This is a genomic window from Nocardia sp. NRRL WC-3656 (assembly GCF_000720265.1).
In the GTDB taxonomy this organism is placed as follows: domain Bacteria; phylum Actinomycetota; class Actinomycetes; order Mycobacteriales; family Mycobacteriaceae; genus Nocardia; species Nocardia nova.
In genome coordinates, this window is the sequence record NZ_JOJF01000012.1 from 125,373 (window position 1) to 142,745 (window position 17,373).

The following is a 17,373-nucleotide window of genomic DNA, read 5'->3' on the forward strand; positions in this document are numbered from 1 at the left end:
CCCGCACATCACCGCGCCGGATATGCCGACCACCACCGCGCCGTATCCGTCGACGCGACGGTAGTATCCGCCGCAGAAAGAATTGTGCGGATCTATTCTCCATCGCCCGCACAATGTCCGGTCAGGAGTAATTCATGACGACGAAAACGAGCCGCGATACGAGCAGCGCTCCGCACGTCACCGCCGAACAGCTGAGTCCGCGCGATGCGGTATTCGTCTACGACGAGTTCGAACGGCATCCGTCGAATATCGTCGCCGCCTATGTTTTCGCCGGCGCGACGGACCCGGCCGGATCGGATGGGCGAGCGGTGAGCCGAGCACAGGTGCGGGCCTGGATGCGGGAGCGGCTCGGCTACGCACCGCTGTTCCACCGCCGGCTCGAACGCGTACCGGGCGATGTCGACCTGCCGTACTGGGTCCCCGACTCGGGCTTCGACATCGACCATCACGTGACGATCGAGGAACGCGCGTCGTGGCCCTGGGACGAGGTGCGCGGTCGCTTGGCCGAGATCGCCGCGGCCCGTATGGATCTCACCCGTCCGCCGTGGGAACTGCACCTGTTCGACCGCGTACACGGCTTTCCCGAGACCACCGAGCCGGTGACGATCGTGGTGCTGAAGTTCCATCACAGCGTCGGCGACGGTGTGGCCACCCGCGAACTCGAGCGGAAACTGTTCGGCACCGCGGACACTCATCCGCCACTCCCCACGATCGATCGCCGCTGGTCGCAGCCCTCCGCGCTGCTGCGCGCCGCCGCCGTCACGCCGTATCGGTTCGCACATTTCGTCTCCGGCGTGGCCCGCACGCGGGCGGCGGCCCGCACGGTCCAGGCGGAGGTCGCGGAAAACCTACTCCGCGAACCGATTCCGCTGCGCCCCGCCACCCGCTTCAATCGCCGCATCGGCGCGAGGCCCGCCTTCGATCTCGTCACCCTGCCGCTCGCACAGGTCAGGGCGGCTAAAGCGGCCTCCGCCGAGCGCATTACGGTCAACGACCTGCTGTTGGCCGTCGTCTCGGGCGCGCTCTCGGCCTATCTCACCGAGCAGGCCGAAACCCCGTCCGCGTCCCTGAGCGCGATGGTGCCGATCTCGATGCGTGGGCTGGCCCGGTGGAATTCGGCGAATCAGCTGTGCCAGATGTCGGTGGACCTGCACACCGATCTCACCGATCCGCTGGAACGCCTGCGCGCGATCCGGCAATCGGCCCAGGAGGAGAAGCGGCGCTGGGCCGACCCGGCGGTGATCGTGCGCGAGAGCCGGATGCAGACCTCACCCGCCTGGCTGTTGCGACTGGCCGGATGGGCTCGCGCGCAGCGGGTTTTCGACGACGTCGCCACAGTGCCGCTGTCCAACACCACCGTCAGCAATGTGCCGCCGGTCGCGGACCGGCTGGAATTTCTCGGCGCACCGGTGATCAGCGCCTTCGGCGTCCTCCCGGTCACGGACGGCGACGGCCTGCGGCATCTGATCACCTCCCAGGGCGATCAGGTGGTGATCGCGGTCAGCTCCGATACCGGCATGCTCCCGGATCCGGCGCGGTACGGGGAACTGCTGCTGCGCTCGTTCCGCGAACTGAGTGAACGGCTTACGGCACAGGGGTGATGGCCGCGCGGCGGCGCGGAGCGGCTCAGTTCGCGCCGATGGCCGCGGCCATCATCGGCCACGATTTGTGCAGGTCGTCCTGCCAATAGCCCCACGAGTGGGTTCCCGCCGGGTGGAAGTTGTAGGTGATGTCCGTGCGTCCGAGTTCCCGGGTGCGCTGGGCGAGTTTGGCCGTGCAGTAGTTCGCCGCCGATTCGATACCGCCGCCGAGGAGAACCTGATTCGCCAAAACCCCGGTGTCCGCCCGCACGCTCGGGTCGGCGAGACTGTCGTGGCGGCCGGGAAGTCCGCTGGCACTGGAGATGTACATCGGAATGCGCGGCAGCCGGTCGGCGTGCAGATAGGGGTCGTGCGCCTTCCAGCCCTCACCCCCGACCGGTCCCCACATATTCGTCGCATCGCCCTTGCCCAGGCTGATCACCAAGCTGATGAACGACTGGCCGATCGGATCGCTGGTCATCGCGCAACCGCTGTACGCGGACACGCTCCGATACAGCGCGGGCGCCTCGATCGCCAGATCCAGCACCGAGGTACCGGCCATCGAGATGCCGGCCAGCGCATTGGCACCGGTGGTGCCGAAGGCCGAATCGATCACGGGCGGAAGTTCTTCGGTGAGGAAGGTGGCCCACATGTTCCGGCCGTTGTTCTTCAACTTCTTCGCCAGGCCGGGGTCGTCGCGCTGCCAGTCGGTGTAGTAACTGAACGCGCCCTCCATCGGAATCACCACGTTGACGTGCTTGTCGGCGAAGAAGTCCGCGGCATCGGTCTGCGCCAGCCAGGTCGCGGCGTCCTCGCCACCGCCGGCGCCGTTGAGCAGATACAGCGTGGGCGCCGGGGTACCGGTGTCCTTCGCACGCAGCACTTGCAGCGGGATGTCGCGATCCATCGACGGTGAGTGGACGCTGATCTGGAGTACACCTCCAGGATCTGTGGTTTCGCTGACGATGTGCGCCGCCGGCGCGGCCGAGACGGTCGGTGCGACCGACGTCCACAGCAGGGCGGCCGCGCCGAGATATGCCACCAGACAGGCGATCGCGCGCACCACGCCGCTCCTCGTACCGCTCGACACCACTACCACCTCTACACACCACTGTGGGGGCGCACCCGGTTCGAGTGAGCCCCCACAATCGACAACTGGACTATTTTCCGGCGGCCGGGGTACCACCGCTGAGGGTGATGAGCGCGTTCACGATGGTGGTTCCGACGGAACCGGCGCTCTGTGAGCCCATTCCCAGAATGTCGATGAGCGATCCCATATTTTTCTCCTAAATATCCGTGCCTCGAGTCACCGCGCGCAACTCGATGAATACGAGCGGTTCCGCCGAATTACTTGACGATGCTCCCGAGCGAGCCGAGGAAGGTCTCCCACAGTCCGTCACCCGCAACTGCGGAGCCCAGGGCCGGAATCAACGCGATAAGCAAGTCTTCCATCGAACCCATCGATGAATCTCCTTTGTGAGCGTGTTCAATCGCCTCTCAGTCGCCGGAATCACGCCTGAGAGTTATCGGTCACGGCCGGTACCGGTTAGTGACCGAGGCAACATATCAAGCGTCCACTTTTCAAGCAAGCACCTCCTCTAAAACCAGAAGCCTCCTTCCTACTCGTTTATAGCTACTTTTCAGCAACTTCCGATCGGAATCGGTTACACCGAACCGGACCAGGGTCCGCGGCGCGAACCGCCCGCCGCCCGGCGAGTTACCTTGCTCGACAACACGTTTCACTTCCGGCCGGAAGTTTCGCCTCGCGCGGAACCGGGGTGCGGAGTTGTGCACGCACCACATCACCCGACGGGCTCGACAGCTCCTCGAGACCCTTCGTTTCGCTAGGAATTTTTTTTCGCACCCTCGCCGGAGACCCGACACACCCGGGAATCGGGCTCACACCGCTGCGCGAGACCGGTGATCCCGGCCGCGCGGATGGTGTGCGTGCGAACTGCTAGGAGTACCGGACGACGACAAGCACGACTTCCGCGCGTGGACGGCGGTGGTCGTCAACGATTCCGCGCCGATCGAGGAGCGCACCACCTGGCGTAGGAGTCTGCTGATTCGCGGGCTCGCGGCGCTGCCGGTGAGCATGGTGCCGGCGAACGAGCCGGAGTTGGAGTTCTCGGCGGTGTGATCGGCGGATGACGCCGGGCGGCCGGTCGGTCGCCCGGCGTGCGTCTCACCGCCGTCGCACCACGATCACCGGGCATTCGGACGACTGCAACAGGGCATGGCCGGTCGAACCGAGCAGCATTCCGGTGAATCCGCCGCGGCCGTGGCTGCCGACCACCACCAGCTGGGAATGTTCGGATTCGGCGAGCAGCGCCCGTGCCGGCCGATCGGCCCAGACCACCGGCCGCACATCGACATCCGGATACTGTTCCCGCCATCCGGCCAGACTCTCCGAGAGAGCAGCGCGCTCCGATTCGCGCACTGTGTCCCAACCGGCCACCGCGACCTCGGGCAGGCTGATATCGCTCCACGTATGCACGGCGATCAGCGGCACCTTCCGCCGCGACGCCTCGTCGAAGGCGACGCCGATCGCGGGTTCACTGTTCTCGGTGCCGTCGACGCCGACCACCACCGGCTTCGCCGCGGTCACCATGTCGGTCGCGGAATTTCCGGGAATCACCGCGACCGGGCAGTGTGCCCGCTGCACCACCGCCGAACTCACCGAACCGAGCAGCGCCCGCCGGACGGCGCCGCGCCCACGACTGCCGACGACCACGCGGTAGGCCCTTTCCGACCGTTTGATCAGGGTCGGGATGATCGGATCGAACACCAGCTCGGCGTTGATCTCCAGCGGCCCCTCGACCAATCCCGCGATCCGGCGCGCCTCGGCGACGATGCGCTCGCCATCCTCGCGCACCCAATCGGCCCCACCGGTCCATACTTCCGAGCCGAAACCGGTCGGCAGCGTGGCCGAGGTGACGATGTCCAGACGCCGCCCGTGCATTACGGCATCGACCGCGGCCCAGGCCACCGCCTGATAGGAGATCTCCGAGCCGTCGACGCCGACCACGATGGGCCGGTCGGGTTCGTCGGCGGTATGCGCGTCAGCTGATTCCGTCATAGTGGCTCCACTTCGTCTCGGCGAGCGGTATCCGCGCCGAGATTACCGGGGAGAGCGGGAGGCAGCATCGTTCGTTCCGAATGAACGACGGATTCGCGGGCGCACAGGCTAGTGGGATCACGCCGTCGCAGGCATCGACTACCGTCATGTCAGCAATTTTTCAGCGCATAGCGTCGCGCTTTCCGCCACGACCGCCGAACCGGCGAGTTGCGCGCAGGTATCGATATGCAGACAAGTTGAGCCACAATGATTCCGGCGCGGTGGTCGGTCGTCACACGGCCCGGATATGTTGGACTCATGTCTCGCGATTCGACACCGACCAAGATCGCCCGCAATCGCCGGGCACGTCACGGTCCGCTGGTGGTCGTCGCGGCATTGGCCTCGATCGCGGCCACGACCGCGGGCGCATCGGCGGACCCCACCGGCGCGACGGCCGTCCCGGAGGGGCAGGCGTTCTACAACGCACCCGCCGAGGCGATCGCCGGACCGCACGGCTCGGTGATCCGGGCCCGCAGTATCACCGGCGATCCGGGCCTGCCCGGGGCGCGGAATCTGCTCGTCCTCTATCGCTCGGTGGATCTGCAGGGCCATCCGGTCGCCGTCTCGGGAACGCTGGCGGTGCCCGGCGGCACACCACCACCGGACGGTTGGCCGCTCATCTCGTGGGCGCACGGCACCACCGGGGTGGCCGATATCTGCGCACCCTCGCGCGACACCGGTCCCGACTACCCCGACCACGACTACACCACGCAGGTGCGCGACGTACAGCAGCGCTGGCTCGCGGCCGGATACGCGGTGGCACAGACCGATTATCAGGGGCTCGGCACCCCGGGCCCGCACGGATACCTGATCGGCACCACCGAGGCCCGCGCCGTGGCCGATATGGCCCTGGCCGCCCGCGAACTCGACGCATCGATCGGCACGCGGTGGGCGGCGATCGGCCACTCGCAGGGCGGCCAGGCGGCCGTCTTCACCGATGCGCAGGCCCGCGCCTGGGCGCCCGGACTCGATCTGCGCGGTGTGGTGGCACTCGCCCCGGCATCGCAGGTGGAATTCGGCATCGGAGCGCAGCGGGTGGTGAGCACGGTCGGGGCGGGCGAAGTCCTGGCCGGCACGCTCGGCGACTCGAATGCGTTCCTGCCGTTGCTGATTCGCGGCGCGCAGACCGCCGAGAACATCGATCCGTCCCGCTTCCTGACCCCGCGCGCACTGAGCCTGCTGCCCGAGGCCGACACCGGATGCCTCGGCTCCTTGCGCGCACCGGACAGCTGGGGCGGCCTGCCCGCCGATGCGGCGTTCAGCCCGCTCGGCGACGCCGCACCCCTGCTCCGCGTACTGACCGACAATGACCCCAGCACACAGCGCGTCGACGTACCGCTGCTGGTGTTGCAGGGCAGCGCCGACACGACGGTGCCCCCGCGCGCGACGGATGCGATGGTCGCCCGCTTGCGCCTGGCCGATCAGCAGGTCACCTATCGGACCTACCCCGGCGTCGACCACCGCGGCATCCTGCAAGCCTCACTTCCCGACGCCCTCGCCTGGGTCGACGCGCGCTTCACATCCTGAACCCGCACGCGAATTCGGCTCGGCTCCACGTCGCTCGGACGCGCCGCCCGAGCCGTCGCCACCGTCTATTTCCCGGCGTACATCTCTCGCATGTTCTTGCCCATGAGGGCGACGGCTGTCCTGCGCGGCAGAATTCGGGACAGCAGTGTGCCGTTGAAGCGATTGGCCCGGCCGGGAATCACCGAGGGTTGTCTGCCGAGTGCGGCCAGGCCGGCGGCGACCACCGGGGCGACCGGCATCACCTTCGGGGAATTGCGGACCGTGCGCGGTTGGTCGGCGCGGTAGCCGGGGGTGTCGGTGGGGCCGGGAACGACCGCGACGACGTCGACACCGTGCGGACGCCATTCGTCCCACAGTGATTCGGCCAGATTCAGCGTCAACGCCTTGGTGCCCGCGTACGAGGCGTACATGGGGGTGCCGAGCAGGCCGGACATGGAGCTGAGCAGGATCACCCCGCCGCGACCCCGCTCGATCATCGGCGGCACGAATCGGTGCAGGACGGTCATCATCGCGGTCACGTTGATGTCGATCGTCTTCAGATGCCGTTCCAGCGGTGTGTCCAGCCACATGCCACAGACCGAGAGCCCGGCGTTGTAGACGACCAGGCCGAGTTCGACGTCGTCGACCAGCAGCGCCACCGATTCCAGCACCTCCGGCGCGGTGATGTCGCCGGTGACCGCGTGGGTGCGGATTCCGTAGCGGTCGGCCAGATCCGTTGCCAGCGTGTCCAGTTCGTCCTTCTCCAGCGCGACCATGACGAGATTCAGGCCGCGTTCGGCGAGCTGACGGCAGAATTCGGCCCCCAATCCCAGCGCGGCACCGACCACCAACGCCCACGGCCCGTACCGCTGCGGAAAGCTCATCTGCTGTCTCCTCGACCTCGATCAGAAACGGGTGCGAGTCCGATCATTGCATCCAGGAGACGAACTCGCCTCCGGCGCGGTCTCGAGGCGTCGGCCGGGCCTTCGCGATCCGCCTGCGCGACAACCGGTTCAGGTGCGAGCGGGCAGACTTTCCCAGCCGCGCACCGTCGAGGTCGGCGACAGCCGCGCCTGCGACATATCGACCTCCCACTCCGGGAACCTCTTCAGGATCTCCTCGAGTGCGATGCGACCCTCCAGGCGCGCCAGCGCCGAACCCAGGCAGAAGTGGGTGCCGACGCTGAACGCCAGATGCGGTTGCGGTGCGCGCCGGATGTCGAAAACGTCTCCGTCCGGGGCGAAGTGGCGGTGGTCGCGGTTCGCCGCGCCGATCAGGAACATCAGCACCGCCCCCTCGGGCACCTTCTGCCCGTAGTACTCGACCTCGCGGGTGACGTAGCGGCAGGTGTGCGGGGCGGGCGATTCGAAGCGCAGCAGTTCCTCGATCGCCTGCGGGACGAGCGCCGGATTCTCGACCAGCAGCCGGCGCTGGTCGGGATGATCGGCGAGAACCTTTCCGGCCCAGCCGATCAGGCGGGTGGTGGTCTCGTTCCCGGCGCCGGACACCACATTCACGTACATGAGCAGTTCGTCGCGGGTGAGACGGCGCTCGGTGCCCGTCTCGTCGACGAATTCGACGTTGAGCAGTTCGGTCATGATGTCGTCGGAAGGATGTTCGGCGCGCCAGTCGATATAGGGGCCGAAGATGTCGCCGGACACCATGCCCTCGGAGGCGGCCTTCATCGGCTTGCCCTCCTCCGTGCGCATCTGCTCGTTGGCGAAATCGCGGATGGCCTCCTGATCCTCTTCCGGGATGCCGAGCAGCATGCCGATGGTCCGCATCGGCATCCGGGCGCCGATATCGGCGATGAAGTCCAGGCGGCCGGTACCGATCAGCGGATCGAGACTTTCGGCACAGAAGTCCCGCACCTTCGATTCCAGCGCCTTGATCTTGCGCGGCGTGAACATCCTGGAGAGCAGTTTGCGGTGAATCGTATGCACCGGCGGATCCTCGAAAAGCAATACGCCGGACGGTATTTCGATATTCGCCTTGATGAGCTCCAGGATCGCGCCGCGGCCGGAGACGAAGGTGTCCTTGTCGATCAGGCCGGCGTTGACGTCCTCGAATCGGCTCAGCGCGTAGAAGTCGTGCTCGGCGTTGTAGTAGATCGGCAGTTCGTCGCGCAGGCGCTTGAACATGGGATAGGGATCGGCGTTGAGTTCGACGTCGTACGGGTCGTAGTGGACGTCGCCGGCCGCGCTGATGGTCACTGGTTCACCCCTTGCGGAAATCTCCGGAATGCGGCTCGGCCGCGGACAGGCACACGGGCAGGCGGCTGCGGACCTCGGGTCATGGCGCCTCCCTCCACCGTGAGAGAAGGATATTCTCTAAAACTGTTAATGACAATCCCGCAGGTTACATGCAGATCCCGCTATATCTAGGGTGTTCGCTGCGCGTCGAAGGTAGAGTAAGGTTCTCAATGCGTGGAAGTATTGTTCTCGCAGGTCTGCCAGCCACCGGCCCGACGAACGGAGCGCGCAGTGACGTCCGGAACACACCCCTCGCCGCCGGATACCGGTGATATCTCCGATCGCGATCTGCTGCTGGCTGCCGCCGAAGCCGAGGCCGAGGCCGAAGCCGCCGAGGCGGTGGCAGCCGCTGCCCGCGCCCGAGCTCGCGCGGCCACGCTGCGCCGCCGCGCCGGATCCGCCGTACAGGCGAGCGCACAGCCGAACGCTGACGACACGCCGGACAGCGACGACCCCGCCCCCGGCCCGGAAGACAATGGCTCGGAAGACAGGCAAGCCCGGCAGCCCGCGACAACCGCCGAGCGGACCCTCGACGATGACCATGCCGACGCGGCCTCCGACGCGGCTACCGATGCCGAGCCCGAGTCGGATCTCGAACCCGCCGCAACGAACGATCCCGGCTCGAAGCCCGAAGGAAGCAGACGCCACAAAAGACCACGGCTGGGGGCCGTTCGGCACATCCGGCGGCGCACGGCCGGTGTGGCGGTCGCGGCGATCGTCCTGTGCGCCGGACTGGGCAGCAGCGGATACATGATGTGGCGGCATCACGATGTGACCGCGAAGCAGCATCGCGAAGCGGAGTTCGTGGCGGCGGCGCGGCAGGGCGTGACCACGCTGACCTCACTGGATTTCAATCATGCCGCCGATGACGTGAAGCGCGTGCTCGACGATTCCACGGGTGCCTTCCGCAACGATTTCCAGTCGCGCGCAGACGATTTCGCCAAGGTGATCCAGCAGTCCAAGGTCGCCACCCAGGGCAGGGTCGACGCGGCCGCGGTGCAGTCGATGACCGACGACTCGGCGGTGGTCCTGGTCGCGGCGACCTCCGAGGTCACCAATTCCGCCGGCGCGAAACAGGAACCGCGCGCCTGGCGGTTGAGCGTCACCGTGGAACGCGTCGACGGCCAACTCAAGATGTCGAAAGTGGAGTTCGTCCCGTGAGCACATCCTCCGATTCCCGGCCCGAGCACATCGACGAGCGCGAGAGCGCGCACACCGAGAAGACCGGAGCGCCTGCGCCTTCCGAGAAGGGCGCGCGAAAGCTCCCGCGCCCGCGCGCGGCGCTGACCTGGGTGCGCGGCCATCGCGCCGGGGTGGGGGCCGGACTGCTCGGCGGACTCGCGGCAGCCTCCGTGGTGGCGGCGACCAGCCTGTACTTCACGCAGTACCGCCCCGATCAGCAGACCGACGACGCCGCCCAGCGCGCGGCGATCGCCGCCGCCTCGAACGGCTCGGTCGCGATTCTCTCCTATGCTCCCGACACCCTCGACCACGATCTCACCGCCGCGAGGTCCTTCCTGACCGGAGACTTCCTCACCTATTACGGTCAGTTCACTCAGCAGGTGGTCGCGCCGGCGGCCAAGCAGAAGGCGGTGAAAACCTCAGCGGCCGTGGTGCGTTCGGCGATCGAGCAGATCCGCCCGGATTCGGCCGTGGTGCTGGTGTTCATCAATCAGACCACCACCACCTCCGACAAGCCCGATCCGTCGATGACCTCGAGCAGTGTCAAGGTCTCGCTCACGCACGTCGACGGCAAGTGGTTGATCTCCTCCTTCGATCCGGTGTGAGTCCGCACCGCGAGCGAGCGAGGTAGGCGTCGAATTCAGTGCGCCACCATGTCTTTCCAGCTCGCCGGGCGGGTACCGGCCAGATCGTCCTGCCGATACATCCTTCCGTCCGGCGCCAGGTAGTTCCCGGTGCGCGGGTCGTAGTGGGCGAAGCCCACCGACGGTGCGGTGGTCGAGCGCGATGCCGCGGGCGCGTTCAACCCGGGAATCCTGGGCAGCTCGATCTGCGGCAATTGCGGCAGGGGAACTCCCGGTGCGGCCGGTGCGGGTGGCGGCGCGTTCCACCGCGAATCCGGCGGGATGCCTTGTGCTTCCAGATTCGGATCGCGCGGATACGGTCCCACCACCGGCTGGTCCGGCGCCACCGGTTCGTACTCCTGGTCGCCGTTGCAGATCTCCGCTGTCGGCGCTCGCTTTCCCGGTTTCCCGGCACACGGGAAATTGCGCGCGCCGCGGACCGCGACGGGCGAATCCTGTGGCAGCTTGCAGTACAAGCCGTCGGGGGTGTCGATGGTGGTGGTGTCCGACGGCGGCCGCCATGCCGACGGCGGCAGGAAGCCGACCGTACAGGCCGGCGGATCCGAGACCCCGCTGATCCGGAAGTCTCCGGGCCCCAAGCCCTGTGCGTTCTTCGTGGGTTGCACCGCCTCCACGATCGAGACCTCGGGCGGCAGCAACACCAGCACCTGCTCCAGCCCGGCGTGATAGGTCACGCCCAGCTGCGCGACCGAGGTCAGATTCGACAGGAGCACGGGCAGTGTGAGCTTCACCGAATCCAGAAGTTTCGTCGCCTCCTGCGCCGCACCCGGCCCGGTGTTCAGCAGCGTCCGCACCTGCTCGTCGTCGGTGGCGATCTGTCCCGACACCCCGGCCAGGCTGCGCGCCCAGATCCGGATCGCGTCGGCCGAGCGGTCCTGCGAGTCCATCAGCGGCTCGGCCTTCGCCAGCAGGTCGCGGGTGGTGTCACCGGTCCGGTTCGCATCGGCGGCCACGGTCGACGCGGAGCTCAGCAGCGACTGCAGGTCGTATCGGGCGCCGTTCACGCCGGTGAACACCTCGTCGAGCATGTCGTGCAGCCTGTCCTTGGGAATGCTGCCGACGAGAGTGTCGAGTTCGTCGAGCATCGGCCCCACCGGTTGCGGAACGGTGCTGTCGCGCACGTCGATCACGGATCCGTCGTGCAGATACGGCGGTGCGTCGGTGCGCGGTTGCAGATCGACGTACTGCTCGCCCACCGCCGACACGCTGCGCACCTGCGCCCGCAGATCGGCGGGGATCTTGTGCCCGCCGTCGATGGACAGGGTCGCCTTCACCCCGTCGTCGGTCAGATCGACGGAGGTGACCTTGCCGATCTGAACGCCGCGATAGGTGACATTGCCGAATCGATACAGCCCACCGGAGGTCGGAAGTTCCAGCGTCACCTTCATGGTGCCGATACCGGCGAGGGTCGGCAGCCGCATGTACTGCACGGCCATCGACACCATGCCGATCACGGCCAGGATCGAGAAGATCACCAGCTGCGCTCGGACGAATCGGGTGAGGATCATCGGCCGCCTCCGTTCGGGTCGGGCGGGTTCACCGGCGCACCCAGCGGGTCGTTGGTCTGGGTGCCGTAGCCGGGGTCGCCGACCATCGCCTGCAGCACGGCGTTCGGGTCACCCAGCGGGGTGCCGAGCAGCAGTTCGCGCCGCAACCGCGGCACGGTGAGGTCGATGGTGGCGAACAGATTGACGTAGTCGCCGCGGATACCGTGGTCGATGCCGTATTGCCCGTACGGGAACACGGTGAGGAAGGAGACCGCGCCGTCGATCTTCGACCCGACGTCGGCCAATTCCCGCAGGGTCGGTTCGAGGTTGTGCAGATTCGTGAGCAGATCCGACTGCACCTGCGAGATCACCCCGGTCGCGGTGTCGCTGAAGGTACGCAGTTTGTCGAGTGCGGTGGTGATCTTCGGCCGCTCGGTGAGCAGCACCTCGAGTGCGGGCCCGACCTCGCGCAAGGTATCGCTGACCGTATCCCGTTGCCGGGCGAAGGTTTCCGCCATCCGGTTCAGCCCGGTCACCGTGGCGAGCAGATTGTCGCGCTGCTGATCCAGCACGGTCATGAACGCGTCCAGGCGCGGGATCAGATCGTGGATGGCGCCCTCACGACCGGAGAACGCGGCATCGAGATTGTGGATGATGTCGTTGATCTGCCCCATCCCGCCGCCGTTGAGCACCACCGACAGCGACGCGAGGGTCTGTTCGGTCGACGGATAGGTCGAGGTCCGGTTCAGCGGTACCGTGGCCCCGGGCTGCAGGCGCCCGCTCGGCGCCTGTCCGGACGGCGGATTCAACGCCAGATGAGTCGAGCCGAGCAGACTGGTCTGGCCGATCGTCGCCGCCACATTCGCGGGCACGACCACATCCGGCTTCACCGAGACGTCCACGACGGCGTGCCAGCCGTGCACGGTGATCGACCCGACGCTGCCGACCACCACGTCGTCGATCATCACGGGCGAATTCGACACCAGCGTCCCGACATTCGCCATCTCGACGTGATAGATCGCGGCGTCCGCACCGCGACCGGGGGCGCCCGGCAGCGGCAGTGAATCCACGCCGTGCCAGCCACATCCGGTGACGGTGACCAGTGCGCACGCGCACAGGACGAGCAACCGCGCGATCATGACGGTGGCCTCCCCCAGGGCTGGAGCAGTTCGGTGACCGATGTCGGCGCCGACGGGCCGGGCTGCTGTCCGACGATCTTCGGCACCAGGTCGGGTTCGCTGTAGATCACGTTGTTCGGGTCCGGCGCCGGCCCGGTCACCGGGCTCACCGGGAACGGCAGATAGTTGAAACTGAGCAGGGGCAGAATCGGCCCCAGATACTGTCGGCACTTCTCCCCCGATTCGGCGGCCGTGGCGTTCTCGATACTCGCCACCCCGGCGCAGATGAACTGCATCGGGTTGGAGAAGTTGTTGAGCTCGAAAACCCCTGCCTCCGTGCCGGTGTCGGGGTTGTAGATGTGATAGAAGTTCGCGATGCTGTTCGGCGCGATATGCAGCAGGTTCTCCAGATCCGCGCGATGATCCACCAGATTCTGGGTGACATTCGCCAGCCGCTGCACCTGTTCGCCGGCCTTCGCGCGGTTCTCGGAGACGAACCGCTGGACCTCACCGACCGCGACCGACAGTTCGCGCAGGGCCGCGTCCAGATCGGATTTACTGTCGTCGACGACGCTGGACAGTGTCGCCAGCCGATTCTCGAACTCGACGATCTGGGTACTGCTGCCCTTCAGCGCGTCCACGAACGTCTGCAGATTCTGCAGGATGTCGACGATATTGCCGCTGCCGTCGGCCAGGATGCGCCCGACCGCGGACAGCTGGGCCAGCATCTGCCGCAGCTTCTCCCCGTTCCCGTCGCTCAGTGCGGCGGCGGTACTGTCGACGAACCGGCCCATCGAACTTCCCGCCGCGTCGCCGTTCGGGCCCAAACCCGTTGCCAGCTTGGTCAATTGCGTCTTGATCTCGTCCCATTCCACCGGCACCGCGGTGCGCTCGACCGGGATCACCGCACCGTCGGTGAGCGTGGGGCCGCTGGTTCGATAGGCGGGAGTCAATTGGACGTACCGGGCCGCGACCAGGCTCTGTGCCACGATCACCGCCTTCGCGCCGGCGGGCACCCGAACGTCGCGGTCGACGGCGAGCACCATCCGGGTCGTCGTGCCCTGCGGCCGGATCGATTCGATATGCCCCACCTTCACCCCCGCGACGCGCACGTCGTCGCCGGGATAGATCGCGGTCGCGGTGGTGAACATCGCGGCGAAGTGCTTGGGCCCGAACAGTTCTCGATAACCGATCACGCCTCCGGTCACCACGACCGCGACGATCACCACGGCACCGACGATCCGGACCATCCATCTCGTACTCATCGCGGCGGCTCCGGATGCGGTAGCGGGAACTGGGCCGGGGGGTTCACGCCGAACGCCCGGTCGATGAAGGGCTGAATATCCTGGCCGTCGATCAGATTGGCGACGTAGGCGTTGTAGAAGCGGCCGCCGGAGACTGCTTCACCCTGGGTCAGAGCGACTTTCGCGTATCCCGGGATGGCCTTGCCGATATTGTCGCGATTCTTCTCGAGCATCGCGGCGATCGAGTTCAGCCGATCCAGTGTCGGCCCGAGCGCGGCCTCGTTGTCGGCGACCAGGCCCGACAACTGCTTCGCCACCGCCGAGGTGTTGGCGAGCAGGTCGACGATTTCCTGGCGACGCTGCGCGAGCACGTCGACCAGCGCATTCGCGTTGAGAATCAGCGTATTCACCTGCTCGCTGCGCTGGGCGAGCACCGAGGTGACCGTGCCCGCGCCGGTCAGCAACTGCCGTAGCGATTCGTTGCGGCTGTTGATCGTCTTGGACAGCTGTGTCAGCCCGTCGAAGGCCGGGCCCACCTGCGGTGCGATCTGATTCAGCGTCGAGGACAGCATGTCGAGGGAGCGGTTGAGTGAATCGATGTCGATCGCCGAGGTCTTGGTGCTCAGATCACCGACGGCGTCGGTCAGGGAATACGGCGAGGAGGTTCGCGAGGACGGAATGGTGTCGAGTGAGCGCATCCGGCCGGTTCCCGCGGAGACGACCGTGAGATCGCGTTTCCCCAGCAGCGAACTGGTCTTGATGTGCGCCGAACTGTCGGCGCCGAGCCGGATGGTCGAGTTCACCGAGAACACCACCAGCGCATCCCCGTTGTGCAGCACCACCTTCTGCACGGTGCCGACCCGCACGCCCGAGACGATCACGTCGTCGCCGACCGCCAGTCCGGCGGCCTCGCCGAACAGCGCCTGGTAGCGCACGGTGGTCCCCCATGCCATGAACTTCTGCGACTGCAGGCCGATGAGGATGACGCAGACCATCACCACGATCCCGACCAGTCCGGGACGTAACAGATGAGCGCCGCGATAATGCAGCATCTACGGTGCACACCTCCCCGTCTCGGTTTTGATCCAGGGCAGCTGGACGACCTGCCCGGACGGATCGCTGACTCGGATGGTCAACGCGCACACGAAGTATTGGATGAAGTTGCCGTAGGAGCCGGTCCGCACCATCTTCCGGAAGTTCTCCGGCGCCCGCTGCAATGCGTGGTCCACCTTGTCCTTGCCGTCGTCCACGGCGGGAGCCAGCCGCGCGAGCTGTTCGACGCTGTCGGCCAGGGGAGCCCGGGTCTGCGTGAGAAGATCTGCGACGGAAGCGGTTCCGCGGTCCAGCGCGTCGATCGCGGAGCCGATCGGATCGCGGTCCTGCGACAGCTGGGTCACCAGTTGCTCGAGGCGGCCGATGGCATCGGAGAACTGAGTGCCGTTGCTCGCCAGAGTCTCCATCACCTGGTTCAGGTTGTCGATCAGCTTGCCCACCACATCGCTGGTGTCGGCGAGCCGGGAGGAGAAGGAGGCGGTCTTGGTCAGCAGCGAATCCACCGTGCCCTCCTGCCCCTGCACGATCTGCACCAGCGACCAGGTGAGCGAATTGACCTCCTGGGCGTTCAGTCCCTGCAGCACCGGTTTCAGGCCGCCGAGCAGAAGATCGAGATCCAGTGCGGGCGTGGTGCGTTCGAGCGGAATCCGCGCACCGGGCCGCAGGGTCGCGGTGGATCCCGGACCGTCGGTCAGTTCGAGATAGCGGTCGCCGACGAGGTTCAGATAGCGGATGGCGGCCTTGGTGCCCCCCGTGAGCACGATGTCGCGGTCGGCGTCGAAGGTCACCACCACCCGCTGATCCGGGCGCAGCGTCACTCCTTGCACCCGGCCCACCTCGACACCGGCCACCCGCACACTGTCTCCGGAACGCAGTCCCGACGAGTCGGTGAATTCCGCCGAATAGCCGTTGGTCGCACCGGTGCGGTACTGACCGAAGACCAGGACGAGGAATCCGGAGAGAACCACCATCACCACCGCGAAGGCGCCGAATTTCAGCAGCGGCGTATCCCGTTGTCTCATCGCGGACCTCCGGCGGCGGGATCGACGGCCCCGAACAGCACGCTCTGCAGCAGATCCGGATTCACGCGCAGGGTCCGGTTGGTATTCGGGAACGGGACGGCGCCGTCGTCGACCACCACGAACTTGGGCTTGCCGTTGTAGGGCACCGGCAGCACCGAACACTGCGGGCCACCGGATGCCGCGACCTTGGGCAGATCGCGCGGATATCGGTACGGTTCGGCGCCCCACAGGAAGTTGACCGTCAGTCCCATGCCCGGAACCTGCACCGGTTTCACATTGTCCATGTAGTCCAGGCCCTCGATCGAACATTTCAGCGCCGGTGCGTATTCGGCGGCCAGACCGGTGGTGGGTACCAGCAGGTGCAGCATCGAGGCCAGCGGCGCGCCGTTGTCACCGAGCACCTGATTGCCGACATCGGCCAGGCCGATCGCATTGACCAGCAGCGCATCCAGATTCGTTTGTTCATCCACCACGGTCCGGCTGATCGTGGCGGCATTGCGCGCGGTCGACAGTAGGTCCGGCGCGGCATCGCCGTAGGAGGCGGCCACATTCGGTCCGGCCGCGATCTCGTGACTCAGCGAGGGCTGAGCCGGCTCGATCTTGGCCAGGAACGAGTCGAGATCGGTCAGCATCTGCCCGACCTGTTCGCCGCGGCCGTTGGTCGCACCGGCGATCGCGCCCAGCGTCTCGTTCAGCTTCTCCGGTTCGATCTGCCCCAGGACCGCGGTCAATCGTTCGAAGATGGTGTTGATCTCGACCGTCACGTGCCGGGAGTCGAAGATCTGGCCGGCGTGGATCGAGGACGCGGATTTCTCCGCCGGCGGCAGGAATTCGACGAATTTGGCGCCGAACACGGTGGTGGAAGCGATGTCCACGGTCACATTCGACGGAATGCGTTTCACCTGATCGGCGTCGATCGCCAGCTGGATCGCGGCGAGCCCGTCGGGCCGCTCGTCCACCGCGGCCACCCGGCCCACGGTCACTCCGCGCATCTTCACCTTCGCATCGGGGTACATGACCAGGCCCGCACGCGGTGACAGGACGGTGACCCGCACGGTGTCGGCGAATCCGCCGCGGAACATGACCACCGCCAGAGCGACCACCCCGGCGATCGCGGCGATCGACAGCAGACCCACGATCGGACGTAAAATGCTGCGCAACACGGCT

Annotated in this window: 15 protein-coding genes; 5 read left to right on the top strand and 10 right to left on the bottom strand. The window is 66.8% G+C overall.

Features of this window, described 5'->3' with window-relative positions; all coding sequences use genetic code 11:
- The first annotated feature begins 134 nt into the window (after positions 1-134).
- Positions 135-1,601, top strand: coding sequence for a wax ester/triacylglycerol synthase family O-acyltransferase (locus tag IG65_RS0117580; RefSeq protein WP_030516011.1), 1,467 nt, complete (start codon positions 135-137; stop codon positions 1,599-1,601).
- A gap of 25 nt (positions 1,602-1,626) precedes the next feature.
- Here the strand turns inward: IG65_RS0117580 and IG65_RS0117585 are convergent, their stop codons facing one another.
- Positions 1,627-2,646 (bottom strand): alpha/beta hydrolase, encoded by a 1,020-nt coding sequence (locus tag IG65_RS0117585; protein ID WP_369801558.1) that lies wholly within the window; start codon positions 2,644-2,646, stop codon positions 1,627-1,629.
- 939 nt (positions 2,647-3,585) lie between these two features.
- Between IG65_RS0117585 and IG65_RS39595 the strand changes: the two genes are divergently transcribed.
- Complete coding sequence (locus tag IG65_RS39595; RefSeq protein ID WP_255359464.1) at positions 3,586-3,720, top strand: hypothetical protein; 135 nt, start codon at positions 3,586-3,588, stop codon at positions 3,718-3,720.
- A 45-nt stretch (positions 3,721-3,765) separates the two neighbouring features.
- Here IG65_RS39595 and IG65_RS0117605 read toward each other — a convergent pair whose 3' ends face one another.
- Complete coding sequence (locus IG65_RS0117605; protein WP_030516013.1) at positions 3,766-4,659, bottom strand: universal stress protein; 894 nt, start codon at positions 4,657-4,659, stop codon at positions 3,766-3,768.
- 297 nt (positions 4,660-4,956) lie between these two features.
- On the opposite strand from IG65_RS0117605, the gene IG65_RS0117610 reads away from it, so the two are divergent.
- The gene (locus IG65_RS0117610) at positions 4,957-6,225 is read left to right on the top strand and encodes a S9 family peptidase (RefSeq protein ID WP_197039864.1); all 1,269 of its coding nucleotides are present in this window, start codon (positions 4,957-4,959) and stop codon (positions 6,223-6,225) included.
- Between the two features lie 65 nt (positions 6,226-6,290).
- Here IG65_RS0117610 and IG65_RS0117615 read toward each other — a convergent pair whose 3' ends face one another.
- Positions 6,291-7,088, bottom strand: coding sequence for an SDR family oxidoreductase (locus tag IG65_RS0117615; protein WP_030516015.1), 798 nt, complete (start codon positions 7,086-7,088; stop codon positions 6,291-6,293).
- 129 nt (positions 7,089-7,217) lie between these two features.
- Complete coding sequence (locus tag IG65_RS0117620) at positions 7,218-8,417, bottom strand: cytochrome P450 (protein ID WP_030516016.1); 1,200 nt, start codon at positions 8,415-8,417, stop codon at positions 7,218-7,220.
- 270 nt (positions 8,418-8,687) lie between these two features.
- Here IG65_RS0117620 and IG65_RS0117625 point away from each other — a divergent pair, with 270 nt between their 5' ends.
- Together IG65_RS0117625 and IG65_RS0117630 are read left to right on the top strand one after the other, a co-directional pair.
- Complete coding sequence (locus IG65_RS0117625) at positions 8,688-9,617, top strand: hypothetical protein (protein WP_051756346.1); 930 nt, start codon at positions 8,688-8,690, stop codon at positions 9,615-9,617.
- A complete protein-coding gene (locus tag IG65_RS0117630) occupies positions 9,614-10,243 on the top strand; it encodes a hypothetical protein (protein ID WP_030516018.1) in 630 nt (209 codons plus the stop codon). Before IG65_RS0117625 ends, IG65_RS0117630 begins: the two co-directional genes overlap by 4 nt.
- A gap of 35 nt (positions 10,244-10,278) precedes the next feature.
- Here the strand turns inward: IG65_RS0117630 and IG65_RS0117635 are convergent, their stop codons facing one another.
- Genes IG65_RS0117635 through IG65_RS0117660 form a run of 6 tightly spaced genes read right to left on the bottom strand, consistent with a single transcriptional unit; the run spans position 10,279 to position 17,369 of the window.
- Positions 10,279-11,787 carry an MCE family protein gene (locus tag IG65_RS0117635; RefSeq protein WP_030516019.1) on the bottom strand — a complete coding sequence of 503 codons (1,509 nt, stop codon included), beginning with the start codon at positions 11,785-11,787 and terminating at the stop codon, positions 10,279-10,281.
- Positions 11,787-12,908: an MCE family protein gene (locus tag IG65_RS0117640; RefSeq protein WP_036524952.1), complete on the bottom strand. Its 1,122-nt coding sequence runs from the start codon at positions 12,906-12,908 to the stop codon at positions 11,787-11,789. The genes IG65_RS0117635 and IG65_RS0117640 overlap by 1 nt, the downstream gene beginning before the upstream one ends.
- Positions 12,905-14,152 (bottom strand): MCE family protein, encoded by a 1,248-nt coding sequence (locus tag IG65_RS0117645; protein ID WP_081879552.1) that lies wholly within the window; start codon positions 14,150-14,152, stop codon positions 12,905-12,907. The genes IG65_RS0117640 and IG65_RS0117645 overlap by 4 nt, the downstream gene beginning before the upstream one ends.
- Positions 14,149-15,183, bottom strand: coding sequence for an MCE family protein (locus IG65_RS0117650; RefSeq protein ID WP_030516022.1), 1,035 nt, complete (start codon positions 15,181-15,183; stop codon positions 14,149-14,151). The genes IG65_RS0117645 and IG65_RS0117650 overlap by 4 nt, the downstream gene beginning before the upstream one ends.
- The gene (locus tag IG65_RS0117655) at positions 15,184-16,206 is read right to left on the bottom strand and encodes an MCE family protein (RefSeq protein WP_030516023.1); all 1,023 of its coding nucleotides are present in this window, start codon (positions 16,204-16,206) and stop codon (positions 15,184-15,186) included.
- Positions 16,203-17,369, bottom strand: a complete 1,167-nt coding sequence (locus IG65_RS0117660) for an MCE family protein (RefSeq protein WP_231509262.1) — start codon at positions 17,367-17,369, stop codon at positions 16,203-16,205. Before IG65_RS0117660 ends, IG65_RS0117655 begins: the two co-directional genes overlap by 4 nt.
- Positions 17,370-17,373: the final 4 nt, after the last annotated feature.